Genomic DNA, 13,891 nt, shown 5'->3' with positions numbered 1-13,891 from the left:
ACCGGGATGTTCGCAGTGCGGAATATTAATTCCGATATTAGCTGGTCCGCTGGGCGCGCAGCACGACGTCGCGGGTGTGCGCCGTGCCCGGCGGGGCCGGGGACACCCGCGGCCGGCTCTCGTTGACGAGGACGGTCCAACCCTCGCCGAGAACCCGCACGATGTCGTCGGGTTGGCAGTAACCGGAGTGCTCCAGCCCCAGGTCGCGCGGGTCGTGACTCCCGAAGAGAAAAGTCCCGCCGGGCGCGACCGCGTCGAGCAGCTTCCGCAATACGCCGTCGTCGTGCCGCAGCGGGAAATACTGAACGCTGACCAGGTCGAACGCCCTCGCCGGAACCGGACTCGCGGCCAGATCCGAACACACCCAAGCGATCCCGGCATTGGCGGCGGCCGCCCGCTGCAACGCGGTGCGCGAGATGTCGAGCGCCGTCACCTGCCAGCCGCGCGCGGCCAGCCACCGCGCGTCGCCGCCTTCGCCGCACCCGACGTCCAACGCCTGCCCCGGCGGCAACCCCTCGACCTCGGTGACGAGCACGCCGTTGGGCTCGCCGCTGAAGACCTGCTCGCGGCTGCGGTAGAGGTCTTCCCAGAACTGTGCGTCGTGCGGTGCTTCGGATTCTCCGGACGGAGCCATTTTCGTTACCACCTCCACCGTTCACGATTCCGCTGACCGCGCTGAACGACAAGGTTCTTTGCCGGAACCGCAAACTCAGTTCTGGATGTTCTCCAGGTCTGACAGCAGACGGGGGTGTTTCGGTACCCAGCCGAGCGCTTGCTGGGTGTGTGCGCTGGAAGAAGGTTGATCGGTCGCGAAGATCGGACCGAGCGGGCCGTACGTGTCCTCCGGTACCGATTCGACCGGGAGCCCCAACCGCCGTCCGATCACTGCCGCGACGTCAGCGACCTGAACGGCTTCGTCGGCGACAGCGTGCCAGGACGTACCGGGTTCCGCCTTCTCCAAAGCGAGCCGGAAGAGAACCGCCGCGTCGAGCGCGTGTACCGCCGGCCAACGCTGCGTGCCGTCGCCTGGATAACCGGACACTCCCGTTTGCCGGGCGATGTTGGTCAGCAGCCCGGCAAACCCGCCTTCACCGTTGTTGTGCACCGTGCGCGGCAGGCGCACCGCAGACGTCCGGACCCCGCGATCCGCGAACCCCAAAACCTCAGCGACCGTGCGCCCCCGCCCGCCGACCGGCCCATCGGTCGTAACCGGATCAGCCTCAGTCGACGCGCGGCCCGGCGCATACGGAGTCCCCGAAACCGCGACCAACGGCCGGCCGCTTCCGACGAGCGCCTCAGCCTGCACCTTGAGCGCCGCCGTTTCCTCGGCGACCGCGTTCGCGAGGGCTTCGGCGCTGCTGAACGCATTGGCGAAGGCGAGGTGGATCACCCCGTCGGCTTTGCCCGCGGTCTCGCGAATGACGTCCAGATCAGCCAGCGCACCCCGCACCGGCTCGGCACCGGCTTTCTCGGCCGCCGCGACGGAGGCGGCGGACCGAGCGAGCGCGAGAACGGAATGGCCGCTGTTCAGCAGTTCGGCGACGACAGCGGAGCCGACCAAACCGGTCGCACCGGTAACGAACACGCGCATGGATCTCTCCCTAGAATGATGGGACCTTTGTCCCGTCACACGCTACCAGAGTGACGGGATAAAGGTCCCGTCACATAGGATGGCTTCATGGCCCGATGGGAACCCGGAGCACGCGAACGGCTGGTCGTAGCGGCCGTCGACCTGTTCGCCGAACAGGGCTACGACGCCACGACGGTCGCGCAGATCGCTGAGCGCGCCGGCGTCACCAAGAGCACGTTCTTCCGGCATTTCCCGGACAAGCGAGAGCTGCTGGTGGCCGGGCAGGAAACGCTGAGCAGACTGCTCGCGGAGGGAATCGCCGACGCCCCCGCCGACGCCAGCCCGCTGGAAGCAGTCGCGGGCGGCCTGCGCCGCGCCGCGACCGCGATGGGCCCGATGAACCGGGAACTCGCCCCTCGGCTGAAGGCCGCCGTCGCGGCCAGCACGGAGCTCCAGGAGCGGGATGCGCTGAAGAGCGTCGGCCTCGCTGCCGCGATGACCGCCGCCCTGACCGCCCGGGACCTGCCCGAGGCGACGGCGGCGCTCGCGAGCGAACTGGGAGTGCTGGCCTTTAAGCGGGGCTATTTCGAGTGGTCGGAGAGCGATCGCGGGGATGACGCCGATCCGGCGGAGTATCTGGTGGCCGCGCTGGACGAGCTTCGAGCGGCGAGCGCTTCGCTGGGCTGAACAGGCGGGATCCGTGCCCGCCCAGGCCCGCACGCCTGAGACCGGACGGCATTCGGGGGCGCTGGCCAGAGTGTTATTCCGAGCGGCCCGAAACCGTCCACGGAGATGACGCCGATGCAGCGCCCTGCCTAGTGGTCACGCTGGCGGAGCCGCAAGCACTTCACTGGACTGGCCAAAGGAAAGCCGAGCCCACTTCGACCCAGCAGCCAATCCCGGCGCTCCGCGGACCGGACGGAACCCGCACGGCCAAACCTCGGACGGCGAGCATCTCGCTGACCGACCGGACAGCCGATCCACCTGTTTCAAGCGGCCACTCCCGCAGGCCGCGGCACGACACCCGCACTGGCCAAACGTCGGCGGACAGCCGCCCGGCTGCGAGCATTTCCTTGCCTCGCAACCGGAACTGCGCCGCCCGCCAGGCAGGCGGATACCGTTTGCCTGCCTGACGGGACCGAATCACGCGGACATTGCGGCCTCCTCCGGCTGAGCCGCCTGGGGACGGTTTCGGCGGCGGCCCAACAGGAAGTACGCCTGCAGTGCCGTGTACACGAGGATCGCGGCGCCCACCCACGCGCTCGTGTGCAACGCCGTCACGAAGGACTCGCGGGCGGTGCTCAGCAACTCCGCACCTTCGGCGGCGGGCATGCCGTGCGCGGTGGCTACCGCGCCGCCGAGGGTGTCGTGGGCCGCTGCGGGCGCGGTGGCGGGCAGGCCCGACTGGTAGACCGCCGTGGCGAGGCTGCCCAGCAGGGCCGTGCCCAGTGCGCCGCCCAGTTCGTAGCCCGTTTCCGAGATCGCCGACGCGGCGCCGGCGCGGTTGACCGGGGCGGCGGAGATCACGAGGTCGTTCGTGAGGGTTTCCGACAGCGCCACCCCGCCGCCGACCAGGACGAACGCCACCACGACCGCAGCCAGTCCGGCGTCGGCTCCGATGGTCGTCAGGACCAGGAAGCCGGCCGCGCCGAGCAGCAGGCCGAGGCTGACCAGGACCGGCACCCGGACCCGCCGGGCGAGCCAGGCGGCTGCCAGGGCGCCGACGACGCCGGCGACCGTCGCGGGCAGCATCCACAAGGCGGCGACCAGCGGCTTCAGTCCGAGCACCAGCTGCAGGTACTGCGGCAGCAGGAACAGCAGCCCGACCAGGGCGAACACGCCCAGCAGGTTCGTGATCACCGAACCGGCGAACTTGCGGTTGGCGAACAGCCCCAGGTCCAGCATCGGCTGGTCAAGCCGCCGCTGCCGGCGCACGAACGCCACGCCCAGCCCGAGCCCGACCACCATCGCGGCACCGGCCGACCAGGTGATCCCCGACGTCGCGGCGATCTTCACGCCGTACACGACCGGCAGCATCGTGCCCAGCGACAGCAGCGCCGACCACGGGTCGAAGCGGCCCGGGTTCGGGTCGCGGAATTCCGGCAGCAGCAACGGGCCCGCGACGAGCAGCAGCACCATCACCGGCACGTTGATCAGGAAGACCGAACCCCACCAGAAGTGCTCGAGCAGCCAGCCGCCGACGACCGGGCCGACCGCCATGCCGCCGGAGAACGCCGCACTCCAGATCGCGACCGCGGTGCGCCGCGTGCGGTCCTCGGTGAAGATGCTGCGGATCAGCGACAGCGTGGACGGCATCAGCGTCGCACCGCCGACGCCCAGCAGCGCCCGCGCGACGATCAGCATCAGCGGCGACGTGGCGAACGCCGCCAGCACCGAGGCCGCGCCGAACGCCACCCCGCCGATGAGCAGCAGTTTCCGCCTGCCGATCCGGTCGCCCAGCGTCCCCATGAAGACCAGCAATCCGGCCAGGACGAACGAGTAGACGTCGACGATCCACAGCTGTTCCGCGCCCGTGGGCCCGAGATCCTCGCTGAGGTAGGGCAGGGCAAAACCCAGGACTGTCGCATCCACGCTGATCAAGAGGACCGGCAGCACCAGAACTGCCAAAGCCCACCACTGGCCTCCGCGCCGCACCATGGCGCACTCTTCCTTTCTTATACCGTCCAGACGGTACAGTTTCGTTCCTGAGGTAGAAGGTAAACCGTCCGGACGGTATAGTCAAGGCGATGCCTAAACCTTCAGCACGTGAACGCATCCTCGGTTCGTACGAGGTCATCCTCGCCGACCGCGGCCCGGCCGAGATCACTCTCGACGCCGTCGCGGCGCACGCCGGGGTGTCCAAAGGCGGCCTGCTCTACCACTTCGGTTCGAAGGACGCCCTGCGCGACGGCCTGCTCGAACGCCTGGAGCGGCTGACCGACGAGGACCTAGAACGCGCGCGCAACGCGCCGGAAGGCGTGGTCCGGCACTACCTGCGCTCGTCGATCACCGACGTCACGCGCGACCTGGCACTGCACCGCACGACGATGGCCGCGCTCCGCCTGGTGCTCAACGACCCGGTCGCGGCGGAGGTGTCGCGCCGCTGCACCGAGCGCACCCGCGAGCTGATGCTGGAGCACGTCGAGGACCCGGTGGCGGCCGAACTGGTGATGCTGGTCGGCGAGGGCCTTTACATGCGCGCGGCGCTGGGCGAAGAGGTGACCGACAGCCTGCTGGAGCAGATCGAGGAAATCGCCGATCGGATCGAGGCCGGGACTCCGGCCAAGGCCGCGCTCGCGGCGGGACGCCAGAAGGACTAAGGCCTCGGCACTCGCGGCAGGGCACCGGAAAACCGGCGAGAAGACAGCCCGGCCGGACCGACGCGAGCCCCTCGCCGCCAGAACCAGCACGAGGCCCGCTCACCGCCAAACCGGCACAGAGCCAGCCCCGAACCGGCCCAAGCAAACCCCCGCCGCGGAGAAAAACTCAGCGAGCCAGCCCGTAAACCCGCTCGATCTCCACCGTCAGCACCAGCCGCCGGTCCGCCACCATCGCCGCCCGGTACTCCGCCCAGTCCGGATGCTCGCCCGCGACCTTGCGGTACAGCGCGATCAACGCCTCCACCGCCTCGTCGTCCGGCGACGAGGCCACCGGCGACAGCACCGCCCGCCCCTCCGCCACGGCGTACGACCACCCATTCGACGACGCCACGTGGTAGCTCACCCGCGGATCCCGGCGCATGTTCTTCGTCTTCGCGCGCGTGTCCGTGATCGACACCTGCAGCTGGCGGGCGTCCCGGTCGAAGTAGTGCGTCACCGTCGACAGCTGGGGACGGCCGTCCCGCTTCAGGGTCGCCAGGACCCCCTGCTTGCCCGCCGCGATGAGGTCGTAGAGCGCTGTGTCGTCAGTCATACCCCTACCAAGGCCCGGCGAGAAGGATCTGTTCCCGCCCCGAAACCCCGAGTGACCAGCGGCGTCCGCATACCGGGAGAAACCGGACGATACCCATCCGGTTGAAATCTGCTTGCATGCGGCAACTAAAGTGTCATGTGACACAACCAGGGGTCGGCCGCTTGCGAAATACGCCGTACGGGCACACTCTTGCTTGAGGCAACTAGTTGCAGTCGCCAACCAATGGTTTGCTCCATCCCAAGGAAGACCCACATGGCACCTCAGAACTCCGCCGTCAGGCCCGAGGCCGACCTCGACCTTGCCGACCAGCTCGGACACGAGCTGGTCCGGTTCATGCGCTTGATCACCAAGGCGAAGTCACAGGTCGCCAAACACGGGCCGGACGGGATCGAAAGGGCCGCGTACGCGATCCTCTTCTGCCTCGTCCACGAGGGCCCGCAACGCACCAGCAAGCTGGCCGAATTCCTGCACTCCGAGATCTCCACGATCAGCAGGCAGTCCAGCTCGCTCGTGCAGCACGGACTCGTCGAACGGCAGGCCGACCCCGAGGACGGCCGCGCCTGCTTGCTCGCCCCGACCGCCGAAGGCCTGCGCGTCTTCGACGAAAACCGCAAGCACCGCGCCCGGTGGCTGGCCGACGTGCTCGACGACTGGAGCCAGGAGGAACGCGAGACGCTCAACAGGCTTCTCACGCGGCTCAACACAGGTATCGAAAAGAACAATCCGTCTCTGTCAGACACTTCAGGGGTGTCACAGGCCAAGGGGGCCTCGAACGCATGACCACCGTTGAAAAGCAACCTCAGTCGCGAGGGGGAGCGCCCGCCGAAGACGGCGAGAGCGGTCCGCGGCTGACTCACCGCCAAATCGTCACGATCATCAGCGGCCTGATGTGCGGCATGTTCCTCGCCGCGCTCGACCAGACGATCGTGGGTACTTCCATCGTCCGGATCGCCAACGACCTGCACGGTTTCGACCTGCAGGCGTGGGCGACCACGGCCTACCTGATCACCTCGACGATCGCCACGCCGATCTACGGCAAGCTTTCCGACATCTACGGCCGCAAGCCGTTCTACCTGGCCGCGATCGCGATCTTCGTCGTCGGTTCCGCGGCGGCGTCGGCTTCGACGTCGATGTACGAACTGGCCGCGTTCCGCGCGGTGCAGGGTCTCGGCGCCGGCGGTCTGATGTCGCTGGCCATGACGATCATCGGCGACGTGGTCCCGCCGCGGGAACGCGCTCGCTACCAGGGCTACTTCCTCGCCGTGTTCGGCACGTCCACCGTGCTCGGCCCGGTGCTCGGCGGCTTCTTCGCCGGTTTCGACACCCTCGGCGGCCTGCACGGCTGGCGCTGGGTCTTCCTGATCAACGTGCCGATCGGCATCGTCGCGATGTTCGTCGTCGCGAAGGTCCTGAACGTGCCGCACAACCGCCACGACCACAAGATCGACTGGTGGGGCGCGCTCACCATGGTCGTCGCCGTGGTGCCGTTCCTGATCGTCGCCGAACAGGGCCAGAAGTGGGGCTGGGGCGACCAGAAGTCGATCTGGATGTACATCATCGGCGGCGTCGGCGTCGTGCTGTTCATCGTCGTCGAGAAGCTGATGAAGGACGCCGCGCTGATTCCGTTGCGGCTGTTCAAGAACTCGACCTTCACCGTGGCCATCATCGGCGGCGTGATCGTCGGTGTGGCGATGTTCGGCGCGATCACGATGATCCCGCAGTACCTGCAGGTCGTGCAGGGCTACACGCCGACCGAATCGGGTCTGCTGATGCTGCCGCTGATGGTCGGCATCATGTCCAGCTCGATCATCTCCGGCAAGATCACCTCGAAGACCGGGCGCTACAAGATCTTCCCGGTCGTCGGCACGATCCTGATCGCGGCGGGCGCGTTCTTCTTCGCCATGGTCAAGTACGACACCCCGATCTGGCACCCGCTGGTGGCCGCGCTGATCATCGGCCTCGGCCTCGGCCAGTGCATGCAGACGCTGATCATCGCGGTGCAGAACGCGGGCCCGCGCAAGGACATGGGCGTCTCGACCGCGTCGGCGACGTTCTTCCGCCAGATCGGCGGTACCGCCGGTGTCGCGGTGTTCCTGACGATTCTGTTCAACGTGCTGCCGGGCAACATCACCAAGGCGTTCGGCGGCCACCTGCCTCCGGGCGGGGGCGCCAATCTCGGCGATCTGTCGAGCAACACGAGCGTCATCCAGACGCTGCCGGAAGCGGTGCGCACGCCGATCCTGATCGGCTTCACCGAGTCGATCACCACGGTGTTCTGGGTCGCCGGCGGCGTCGCGCTGCTGGCCACGCTGGTGCTGCTGTTCATGAAGGAGATCCCGCTCGCGGGCATGAACCCGGCGGCGGCCGCGGTCGAAGGCGGCGAGGCGCTGCTGGAAAACCTGGACGAGCCGGTCCCGGCCGCGGACGACACCGCGGAGCTCAAGACGGGTTCGCTGTTCGAGGAGGCCCCGAAGGAGCCGGTGCTCGTCGGAGCGGGCGGCAAGCACGCTCTGACCAACGGCCACGGCGACGCGCAGGCAGTGGCTGACGCCCGGCCGATGCCGATCACCAACTCGCTGGCCGACGCCGAATTCGGCACGACCACCGGGTCGGGCGGCGTCCCGGTCACCGGCCACGTGCGCCGCCAGGACGGCAGCCACGTGAGCGCGGCCGCGCTGACCCTGATCGACCAGCAGGGCCGTCAGGTGGCGCGGGCGACCGGCAACGGCGACGGCAGCTACTCGATCCCGACCCAGGGTCCGGGAACGTACGTGCTGATCGTGTCCGCTCCGGGGCACCAGCCGCAGGCCTCCAGCGTGGTGGTCGGCGGGCACCCGGCGAACCTGGACGTCACGCTCACCGGATCCGGCGAGCTGACCGGCGTGGTCCGTTCGATCGGCACCGCGACCCCGCTGGCCAACGCGACGGTCACGCTGACCGACTCGCGCGGCGAGGTCAACGGCGCGTTCATCACGACCGAGGACGGCGTCTACACCTTCAGCGGCGTCGGCGCCGGGCAGTACACGCTGGTCGCGAGCGGCCCGCACTACCGCCCGGTCGCGGTCACGCTGACGGTGCCGGACAGCGGCGTGCTTCGCCACGACGTCGAACTCGCCGGCGCGGTGCTGCTCCAGGGCGTCGCGCGCACCGAGGGCGACCGGATCGTGCCGGACGCGCGGATCACCGTGCTCGACGCGAACGGCAACGTCGCGGCGGTGGCCCGCACCGACAGCGAGGGCCGGTATGTCGTCAGCGACCTGCCGATCGGGTCCTACACGGTCGTGGCGAGCGGCTACCCGCCCGCCACCAGCCAGGTGACGCTGAACGACGGCGAGGCGCAGCACGACGTGCGGCTGGGCTACGACCAGGCGCTCGACGAGCTGGTCGACCGGTCATGAGCGGGGGCCTGCGCGCACAGCTGCGCTCGAACGGCGGATGGCCGGTCGAGAACGCGGTGCTCACGGTCACCGACCTCAACGGTCGCCAGGTCGCGCGGCAGGTCACGGACGCGAAGGGGGCAGTGGTCACCGATCCGCTGCCCCCGGGCGTCTACACCGCCGTGATCACCGCGCCGGGGTACACGCCGCTGGCCCGCACCGTGCAGATCGGCTCCGACGGGGCCGGGCTGCTCGGCGACATCGCGCTCGTGCCGGTTTCCGGCGCGGTCGAGCTGCCGCCGGAGGGGCCGTGGACGATCGACCCGATGCACTCGTCGGTGGTCGCCACCGCGCGGCACATGGGCATCGCGAGCATCAAGGTGCGGTTCCCGGACGTGGCCGGGCGGATCGAGGTCGCTCGCCCGGCGGAGCGGTCGACGGTGCACGCCGAGATCAAGGCGGGCAGCATCGAAAGCGGCATCAAGATGCGGGACGACCACCTGCGTTCGGCCGAATTCCTCGACGTCGACGCGTATCCGCTCATCACGTTCGAAAGCACCGGGCTTTCCCAGCTCGGCACGGACAACTGGGCGCTGCGCGGCGTGCTGACGCTGCACGGCGAACGCCGCGACGTCACGCTCGACCTGCGCTACACCGGGCACGGCCCGGACCCGTGGGGCGGCGTGCGTGCCGCGTTCCACGCCGAAACGCAATTGCACCGCAACGATTTCGCGATCAACTACAGCGCGATGGTGCGGGCGGGCGTGGCCGCGATCGGCACGACCGTCAAGGTGGAGCTGGACATCGAGGCGGTGCAGGGCGAGTCCCTGCCGCAGTTCTAGAGAAAACCGCGACAGGCCGCCCGGGAACTGTTCCGGGCGGCCTGTTCGTTGTCCTGGGCGAAAAGGGTGAACAGTCTGGTTACCCCAGGAATACCCAAAGTCACCGAATGCGGAGGATTCGATGGTTGCGTACTGCAGCCGGTCCCAGCCACGTAGGCTCTTCGCGTGAACCTCGACGCCGCCCAGCCCGCGCACGCCGCGGGGATCGGCCTGAGCTGGCTGGACACCGCCGGCCCGGTGCTTGTCTGGGTCATCGTGCTGTCGTTCGTGCTCATCGAATGCGCGCTCATCATCGGGCTGTTCCTGCCGGGCGATTCCTTGCTGTTCGGCGCGGGCGTGGTGCTCGCGCAGCACGGCTCGGACCTGAACGCGTGGCTGCTGTCGGCGGCCGCGTTGCTCACCGCCGTGGTGGGCAACCAGATCGGTTACTACATCGGCCGCGGCGCGGGCACCACGCTGATCGCCCGGCGCGGCGGCCGGATGCTCAACCGGCACAACCTCGAACGCGCGCAAGCTTTCCTGGACCGCAAGGGATTCTTCGCGATCGTCGCGGCGAGGTGGATCCCGTGGATCCGCACGCTGGCCCCGCTCATCGCCGGTGCCGCGCGGATGGATTCGCGCCGGTTCCTGCTCGCCACCACCGTCGGCGGGCTGCTGTGGGTGCCGACGCTGGTGCTGCTCGGCTACTACGGCGCGGGCCTGCTCGACGCGATCCCGTGGGTCAAGACCGCGGCGCTGTGGGTGAGCATCGCGTTCTTCGTGTTCGGCACCGCGTACGGAGTGCTGCGCTACCGCCAGGAAATGCGGCGTCCGGTCGACGAACCCGACGACGCGCACGCCTGAGTTTTCAGGCCGGGTCGGACCAGACTTCGAGCTGGATGCCGTCCGGATCGCGGAACACGATCACCGCGGAACCCGCGAAGGTTTGCGATTCCGTCGCGGGCAGGTAGGAGACGCCGTACTCGCGCAGGCGGTCCTCCCATTCGGCGACCTCGGCGCGCGACGACACCGAGAACGCGACATGGTCCAGACCAGTGCGTCTTTCGTCGAACGCGGGTCTCCCGGTGTCCGGATGCTGGACCAGCACCACGGAGAAACCGTCTCCCGCCGAACGCAGAACTACTTTGCGCACCCCGGTTTCCGGGTCTTCGCGCCGATGGCTTTCCTCGAGGTCGAGCACCCGGACGTACCAGGGAACACTTCGGTCCACATCGGTCACGGTGAGCGCCAGATGGTGCACAGACGTGAGCTTGGGCATGACTTTCGCGGCCGTCCTTTCAACCCCTCGTTCCAGACTCGCACACCGGCACAACCGCCACGGGCGAGTTCACCGAGTTCCGGGGTCAATCGTGATCTGCCCGTCTCCGGGCGTCTCACTGTCCGAGACAGATCAGCGGCCGCCGCCGACTTCGAGCACCGAACCCACCGCGTAGGAGGCTTCCGGGGACAACAGCCACAGCACCGCCGCGGCGATCTCTTCCGGCTGGCCGGCGCGGCCGAGCGGGATGTTCGCGCTGAGCCGCTCGAGCCGGTCCGGCATTCCCGCCGCGGCGTGCAATCCGGTCTCGACCAGGCCGGGGGACACCACGTTGACCCGGATTCCCTCGTCGGCGACCTCCCGCGCGAGGCCGAGGCTGAGCGTGTTGACCGCCGCTTTGGACGCCGCGTAGTGCACCCATTCGCCCGCTGACGCGTTCCGCGACGCCGTGGACGAGACGTTCACGATCGCTCCGCCAGACCCGCCGTAGCGCGTCGACAGCCTCCGCACCGCCTCCCGGCAGCACAGGAAAACGCCGGTGACGTTGATGTCCAGCACCCGGCGCACGGTCTCGACGCTCTGCTCGTCGAGCCTGCCCGGGGTGTTGCCGGTGATGCCCGCGTTGTTCACCAGGCCGACGATCGGCCCTAGCTCGGCCGCCGCCGAAAAAAGGTCGCTGACCTGCTGTTCGTCGGAAACATCGGCGCGGTGCGCAAGCGCTTGCGCCCCATGGGAACGCACCCGCTCGGCGACTTCCTCGGCCGGGGCCGGGTCGCCGGAATAGTTCACCACCACGTCGTAACCGCGGGTCGCGGCCAGCTCGCAGATCGCCGCCCCGATGCCCCGGCTGCCGCCGGTGACGACCAAAACCCCCACAGGTCACTCCTTACGAACGAGGTTTGAGCGGCTCGACGAACTGGGCGTCGAGCCAGCGCATCTGCGCCATCCACATCCACCACGTCGCGTCGTCCGGACAGTGCTGCCCGTCGACCGCCTCGCCGCGCAGCCACGCTCCCAGCAGCGCGGTGATCGCCGTGCACACGTCGAGCAGCGCCCGTCCCCACCACCATTGGTGCATCGGGGTGTGCAGTTCGAGGACCCCGCCGTGCTCCGGCAGCACCGACAACGCCCAGTCCAGCCGGGTCCGGACGTCAGCGAGCACCTGCGGTTCGAGCAGCGGTTCGCTGGTGGTGTCCTGCATCCGCTCCACCAACAGCGCCAGCCTCGGGTCCGCGGCGGGTTCCGCCGGCTCGGTCAGCCGACGGTCGACCAGCGCTCGCAGCCCGTTCAGGTGCGTGCGCACGAGCGGGACGTACAGCGGGTACAACACGGCGATCCGGGCGTCGCCGGCGCGATCCCAGGTGACCGCGCCGGCGTAGGGATCCGTCGTCGCCGGATCGTCGAACATCACCTGCTCAGAACCCGCTCAGAGGGCGAAATTCGTCAGCGGCAGGTTCTCGAGCACCAGGTCGGCCCGGTCGCGGGTGTTCGCGATCAGGTCCGCGTTGCGCTGGTCGGAGCCGAGCGCGCGCTGCCGGGCCTCGACCAGCGAACGGCCGTAGCGCCGGTGCCGGGAGACCAGCCGCTCGATCCGCTCCGGCTCGTCCGGGGCGAGGAACCACGCCTCGGTGAGGTACTGCCGCACGCCGCTCCACGGGTCGTCCGGAAGCAGCAGGTAGTTGCCCTCGGTGATGACCAGCTGCACCTCGGGCGCGACCGGGACCGCGCCGGCGATCGGCTCCTCGATCTCGCGGCGGAACTCCGGTGCGTACACCGTCTCGCGGCCCTCGGCGAGCCGGCGGATCAGGTGCACATAGCCGGCCGCGTCGAAGGTGTCCGGCGCGCCCTTGCGGTCGGTGCGGCCGAGCCGCTGCAGTTCGACCTGGGCCAGGTGGAAACCGTCCATCCCGACGACCGCGGCCCGCGAACCGAGCGCGTTGGCGATCGCCCAGGCCAGCGTGGTCTTGCCGGAGGCGGGCGCGCCGATGATGCCGAGCACGTGCCGCTCCCGCGGTTTGGCCAGCTTTTCGGCCCGCGCCAGGAGGTCCTCGAACGCCGTCATCGCACTCCCTCTTCTCTGCTCTTCGCCAGTTCTCCGACCGGCCCGGTCCACGAACGCGGACCCACGTGCCGGACGCGTTCCGCGGCCACCGCGTTCGCGTATCCGATCCAGTCGGGGACGGCGCTGTCCCGGTTCGCCACGGCGTACGCGAGCGCGCCGTGCCACACGTCTCCGGCCCCCAGGGTGTCCCGCGCTTCGACGAGCGGCACGGGGACCTGCCCAGAGTCTTCCGTAGTGCTCCAGGCGACCGGCTCCGGGCCCGCCGTCGTGATCGTCACTGACACTCCGCGTTCGGCCAAACTCGGTGCGGGAGCACGGAACCGCGCGGAACAGGCTGCCACGCGGACCAGTGGCAGCAACTGGTCCAGTACCGGTTTCCAGCTGCCCGCGTCGAGGATTACCGGTATCTCGCGGGCGCGGGCTTCCCGGGCGACAGCAAGCGCTAGCTCGGGATGGTGCCCGTCGACGAGCACGGCCGCTACTCCGTCGAAAACCGATGCGAGATCAGGCAGTTCCAGCGGTTCGTCGGCGGCGGCGTTGCGGGAGACGACGGTGCGTTCGCCGTCGCCGTCCCGCACGACGACCGCACTGACCGGCGGTGCCTGGGTACGCGCTGGGGCGAGGTCGACCAGGTCGACGCCGCAGGCTTCGAGGTCAGCGCGCGCGAGTGCAGCCAGCGGGTGTGCGCCGAGAGCCGTCACGAGAGTCGCTTCGCCACCGAGCGCCGCGACGGTCACCGCGGCGTTCGTCGCCGGCCCACCGGCCGCGACATCCACCTGCAGCGACTGCACTTTCTCGCTCGGCTCCGGGAATTCCGCGACTCGTTGTACGACATCGACGGTGCACAATCCCGCCAGCAGCACTCGCACG

15 protein-coding genes are annotated in these 13,891 nt (G+C 69.2%); 6 read left to right on the top strand and 9 right to left on the bottom strand.

Annotation, left to right across the window (positions count from 1 at the left end; all coding sequences use genetic code 11):
• Positions 1 to 37: 37 nt before the first annotated feature.
• Together ACZ7OI_RS04030 and ACZ7OI_RS04025 are read right to left on the bottom strand one after the other, a co-directional pair.
• Positions 38 to 634, bottom strand: a complete 597-nt coding sequence (locus tag ACZ7OI_RS04030; protein WP_470262705.1) for a class I SAM-dependent methyltransferase — start codon at positions 632 to 634, stop codon at positions 38 to 40.
• A 75-nt stretch (positions 635 to 709) separates the two neighbouring features.
• Positions 710 to 1,591: an NAD-dependent epimerase/dehydratase family protein gene (locus ACZ7OI_RS04025; protein ID WP_470262704.1), complete on the bottom strand. Its 882-nt coding sequence runs from the start codon at positions 1,589 to 1,591 to the stop codon at positions 710 to 712.
• Positions 1,592 to 1,678: 87 nt separating this feature from the next.
• Between ACZ7OI_RS04025 and ACZ7OI_RS04020 the strand changes: the two genes are divergently transcribed.
• On the top strand, positions 1,679 to 2,257 hold the full coding sequence (locus ACZ7OI_RS04020) for a TetR/AcrR family transcriptional regulator (protein WP_470262703.1): 579 nt from the start codon (positions 1,679 to 1,681) through the stop codon (positions 2,255 to 2,257).
• Positions 2,258 to 2,713: 456 nt separating this feature from the next.
• Here the strand turns inward: ACZ7OI_RS04020 and ACZ7OI_RS04015 are convergent, their stop codons facing one another.
• Positions 2,714 to 4,228 carry an MFS transporter gene (locus ACZ7OI_RS04015; RefSeq protein ID WP_470262702.1) on the bottom strand — a complete coding sequence of 505 codons (1,515 nt, stop codon included), beginning with the start codon at positions 4,226 to 4,228 and terminating at the stop codon, positions 2,714 to 2,716.
• Between the two features lie 89 nt (positions 4,229 to 4,317).
• On the opposite strand from ACZ7OI_RS04015, the gene ACZ7OI_RS04010 reads away from it, so the two are divergent.
• Entirely contained in the window at positions 4,318 to 4,890 is a 573-nt protein-coding gene (locus ACZ7OI_RS04010; protein ID WP_470262701.1) for a TetR/AcrR family transcriptional regulator, read from the top strand.
• A 166-nt stretch (positions 4,891 to 5,056) separates the two neighbouring features.
• Here the strand turns inward: ACZ7OI_RS04010 and ACZ7OI_RS04005 are convergent, their stop codons facing one another.
• Positions 5,057 to 5,482, bottom strand: coding sequence for a PPOX class F420-dependent oxidoreductase (locus ACZ7OI_RS04005; protein WP_470262700.1), 426 nt, complete (start codon positions 5,480 to 5,482; stop codon positions 5,057 to 5,059).
• 252 nt (positions 5,483 to 5,734) lie between these two features.
• On the opposite strand from ACZ7OI_RS04005, the gene ACZ7OI_RS04000 reads away from it, so the two are divergent.
• The 4 genes from ACZ7OI_RS04000 to ACZ7OI_RS03985 all read left to right on the top strand — a co-directional run bounded on the left by ACZ7OI_RS04000 (position 5,735) and on the right by ACZ7OI_RS03985 (position 10,544).
• Positions 5,735 to 6,262 (top strand): MarR family winged helix-turn-helix transcriptional regulator, encoded by a 528-nt coding sequence (locus tag ACZ7OI_RS04000; RefSeq protein ID WP_470262699.1) that lies wholly within the window; start codon positions 5,735 to 5,737, stop codon positions 6,260 to 6,262.
• Positions 6,259 to 8,880 (top strand): MFS transporter, encoded by a 2,622-nt coding sequence (locus tag ACZ7OI_RS03995; RefSeq protein WP_470262698.1) that lies wholly within the window; start codon positions 6,259 to 6,261, stop codon positions 8,878 to 8,880. The genes ACZ7OI_RS04000 and ACZ7OI_RS03995 overlap by 4 nt, the downstream gene beginning before the upstream one ends.
• A complete protein-coding gene (locus ACZ7OI_RS03990) occupies positions 8,877 to 9,701 on the top strand; it encodes a YceI family protein (RefSeq protein WP_470262697.1) in 825 nt (274 codons plus the stop codon). The genes ACZ7OI_RS03995 and ACZ7OI_RS03990 overlap by 4 nt, the downstream gene beginning before the upstream one ends.
• 165 nt (positions 9,702 to 9,866) lie before the next feature.
• The gene (locus ACZ7OI_RS03985; protein ID WP_037808846.1) at positions 9,867 to 10,544 is read left to right on the top strand and encodes a DedA family protein; all 678 of its coding nucleotides are present in this window, start codon (positions 9,867 to 9,869) and stop codon (positions 10,542 to 10,544) included.
• Positions 10,545 to 10,548: 4 nt separating this feature from the next.
• Here ACZ7OI_RS03985 and ACZ7OI_RS03980 read toward each other — a convergent pair whose 3' ends face one another.
• The 5 genes from ACZ7OI_RS03980 to ACZ7OI_RS03960 form a co-directional block, all read right to left on the bottom strand.
• Positions 10,549 to 10,959, bottom strand: a complete 411-nt coding sequence (locus tag ACZ7OI_RS03980; protein ID WP_470262696.1) for a VOC family protein — start codon at positions 10,957 to 10,959, stop codon at positions 10,549 to 10,551.
• Between the two features lie 132 nt (positions 10,960 to 11,091).
• Complete coding sequence (locus ACZ7OI_RS03975; protein WP_470262695.1) at positions 11,092 to 11,835, bottom strand: SDR family oxidoreductase; 744 nt, start codon at positions 11,833 to 11,835, stop codon at positions 11,092 to 11,094.
• Between the two features lie 10 nt (positions 11,836 to 11,845).
• Positions 11,846 to 12,367 (bottom strand): hypothetical protein, encoded by a 522-nt coding sequence (locus ACZ7OI_RS03970; protein WP_470262694.1) that lies wholly within the window; start codon positions 12,365 to 12,367, stop codon positions 11,846 to 11,848.
• 18 nt (positions 12,368 to 12,385) lie between these two features.
• The gene (locus tag ACZ7OI_RS03965) at positions 12,386 to 13,021 is read right to left on the bottom strand and encodes a nucleoside/nucleotide kinase family protein (RefSeq protein ID WP_009084950.1); all 636 of its coding nucleotides are present in this window, start codon (positions 13,019 to 13,021) and stop codon (positions 12,386 to 12,388) included.
• Positions 13,018 to 13,890 (bottom strand): PfkB family carbohydrate kinase, encoded by an 873-nt coding sequence (locus tag ACZ7OI_RS03960; protein WP_470262693.1) that lies wholly within the window; start codon positions 13,888 to 13,890, stop codon positions 13,018 to 13,020. Before ACZ7OI_RS03960 ends, ACZ7OI_RS03965 begins: the two co-directional genes overlap by 4 nt.
• Between the last annotated feature and the right edge of the window lies 1 nt (position 13,891).

The organism is Amycolatopsis sp. NPDC114503 (genome assembly GCF_055633655.1).
This window is presented reverse-complemented; position numbering and strand designations above follow the sequence as displayed.

Excerpts from the sequence above, each read along its gene's own strand:
- ACZ7OI_RS03980 (WP_470262696.1), bottom strand. The coding sequence starts at position 10,959 with ATGCCCAAGCTCACGTCTGTGCACCATCTGGCGCTCACCGTGACCGAT.
- ACZ7OI_RS04000 (WP_470262699.1), top strand. The coding sequence starts at position 5,735 with ATGGCACCTCAGAACTCCGCCGTCAGGCCCGAGGCCGACCTCGACCTT.
- ACZ7OI_RS04030 (WP_470262705.1), bottom strand. The coding sequence starts at position 634 with ATGGCTCCGTCCGGAGAATCCGAAGCACCGCACGACGCACAGTTCTGG.
- ACZ7OI_RS03990 (WP_470262697.1), top strand. The coding sequence starts at position 8,877 with ATGAGCGGGGGCCTGCGCGCACAGCTGCGCTCGAACGGCGGATGGCCG.
- ACZ7OI_RS04025 (WP_470262704.1), bottom strand. The coding sequence starts at position 1,591 with ATGCGCGTGTTCGTTACCGGTGCGACCGGTTTGGTCGGCTCCGCTGTC.
- ACZ7OI_RS03995 (WP_470262698.1), top strand. The coding sequence starts at position 6,259 with ATGACCACCGTTGAAAAGCAACCTCAGTCGCGAGGGGGAGCGCCCGCC.
- ACZ7OI_RS03970 (WP_470262694.1), bottom strand. The coding sequence starts at position 12,367 with ATGTTCGACGATCCGGCGACGACGGATCCCTACGCCGGCGCGGTCACC.
- ACZ7OI_RS04005 (WP_470262700.1), bottom strand. The coding sequence starts at position 5,482 with ATGACTGACGACACAGCGCTCTACGACCTCATCGCGGCGGGCAAGCAG.
- ACZ7OI_RS04020 (WP_470262703.1), top strand. The coding sequence starts at position 1,679 with ATGGCCCGATGGGAACCCGGAGCACGCGAACGGCTGGTCGTAGCGGCC.
- ACZ7OI_RS04015 (WP_470262702.1), bottom strand. The coding sequence starts at position 4,228 with ATGGTGCGGCGCGGAGGCCAGTGGTGGGCTTTGGCAGTTCTGGTGCTG.
- ACZ7OI_RS04010 (WP_470262701.1), top strand. The coding sequence starts at position 4,318 with ATGCCTAAACCTTCAGCACGTGAACGCATCCTCGGTTCGTACGAGGTC.
- ACZ7OI_RS03965 (WP_009084950.1), bottom strand. The coding sequence starts at position 13,021 with ATGACGGCGTTCGAGGACCTCCTGGCGCGGGCCGAAAAGCTGGCCAAA.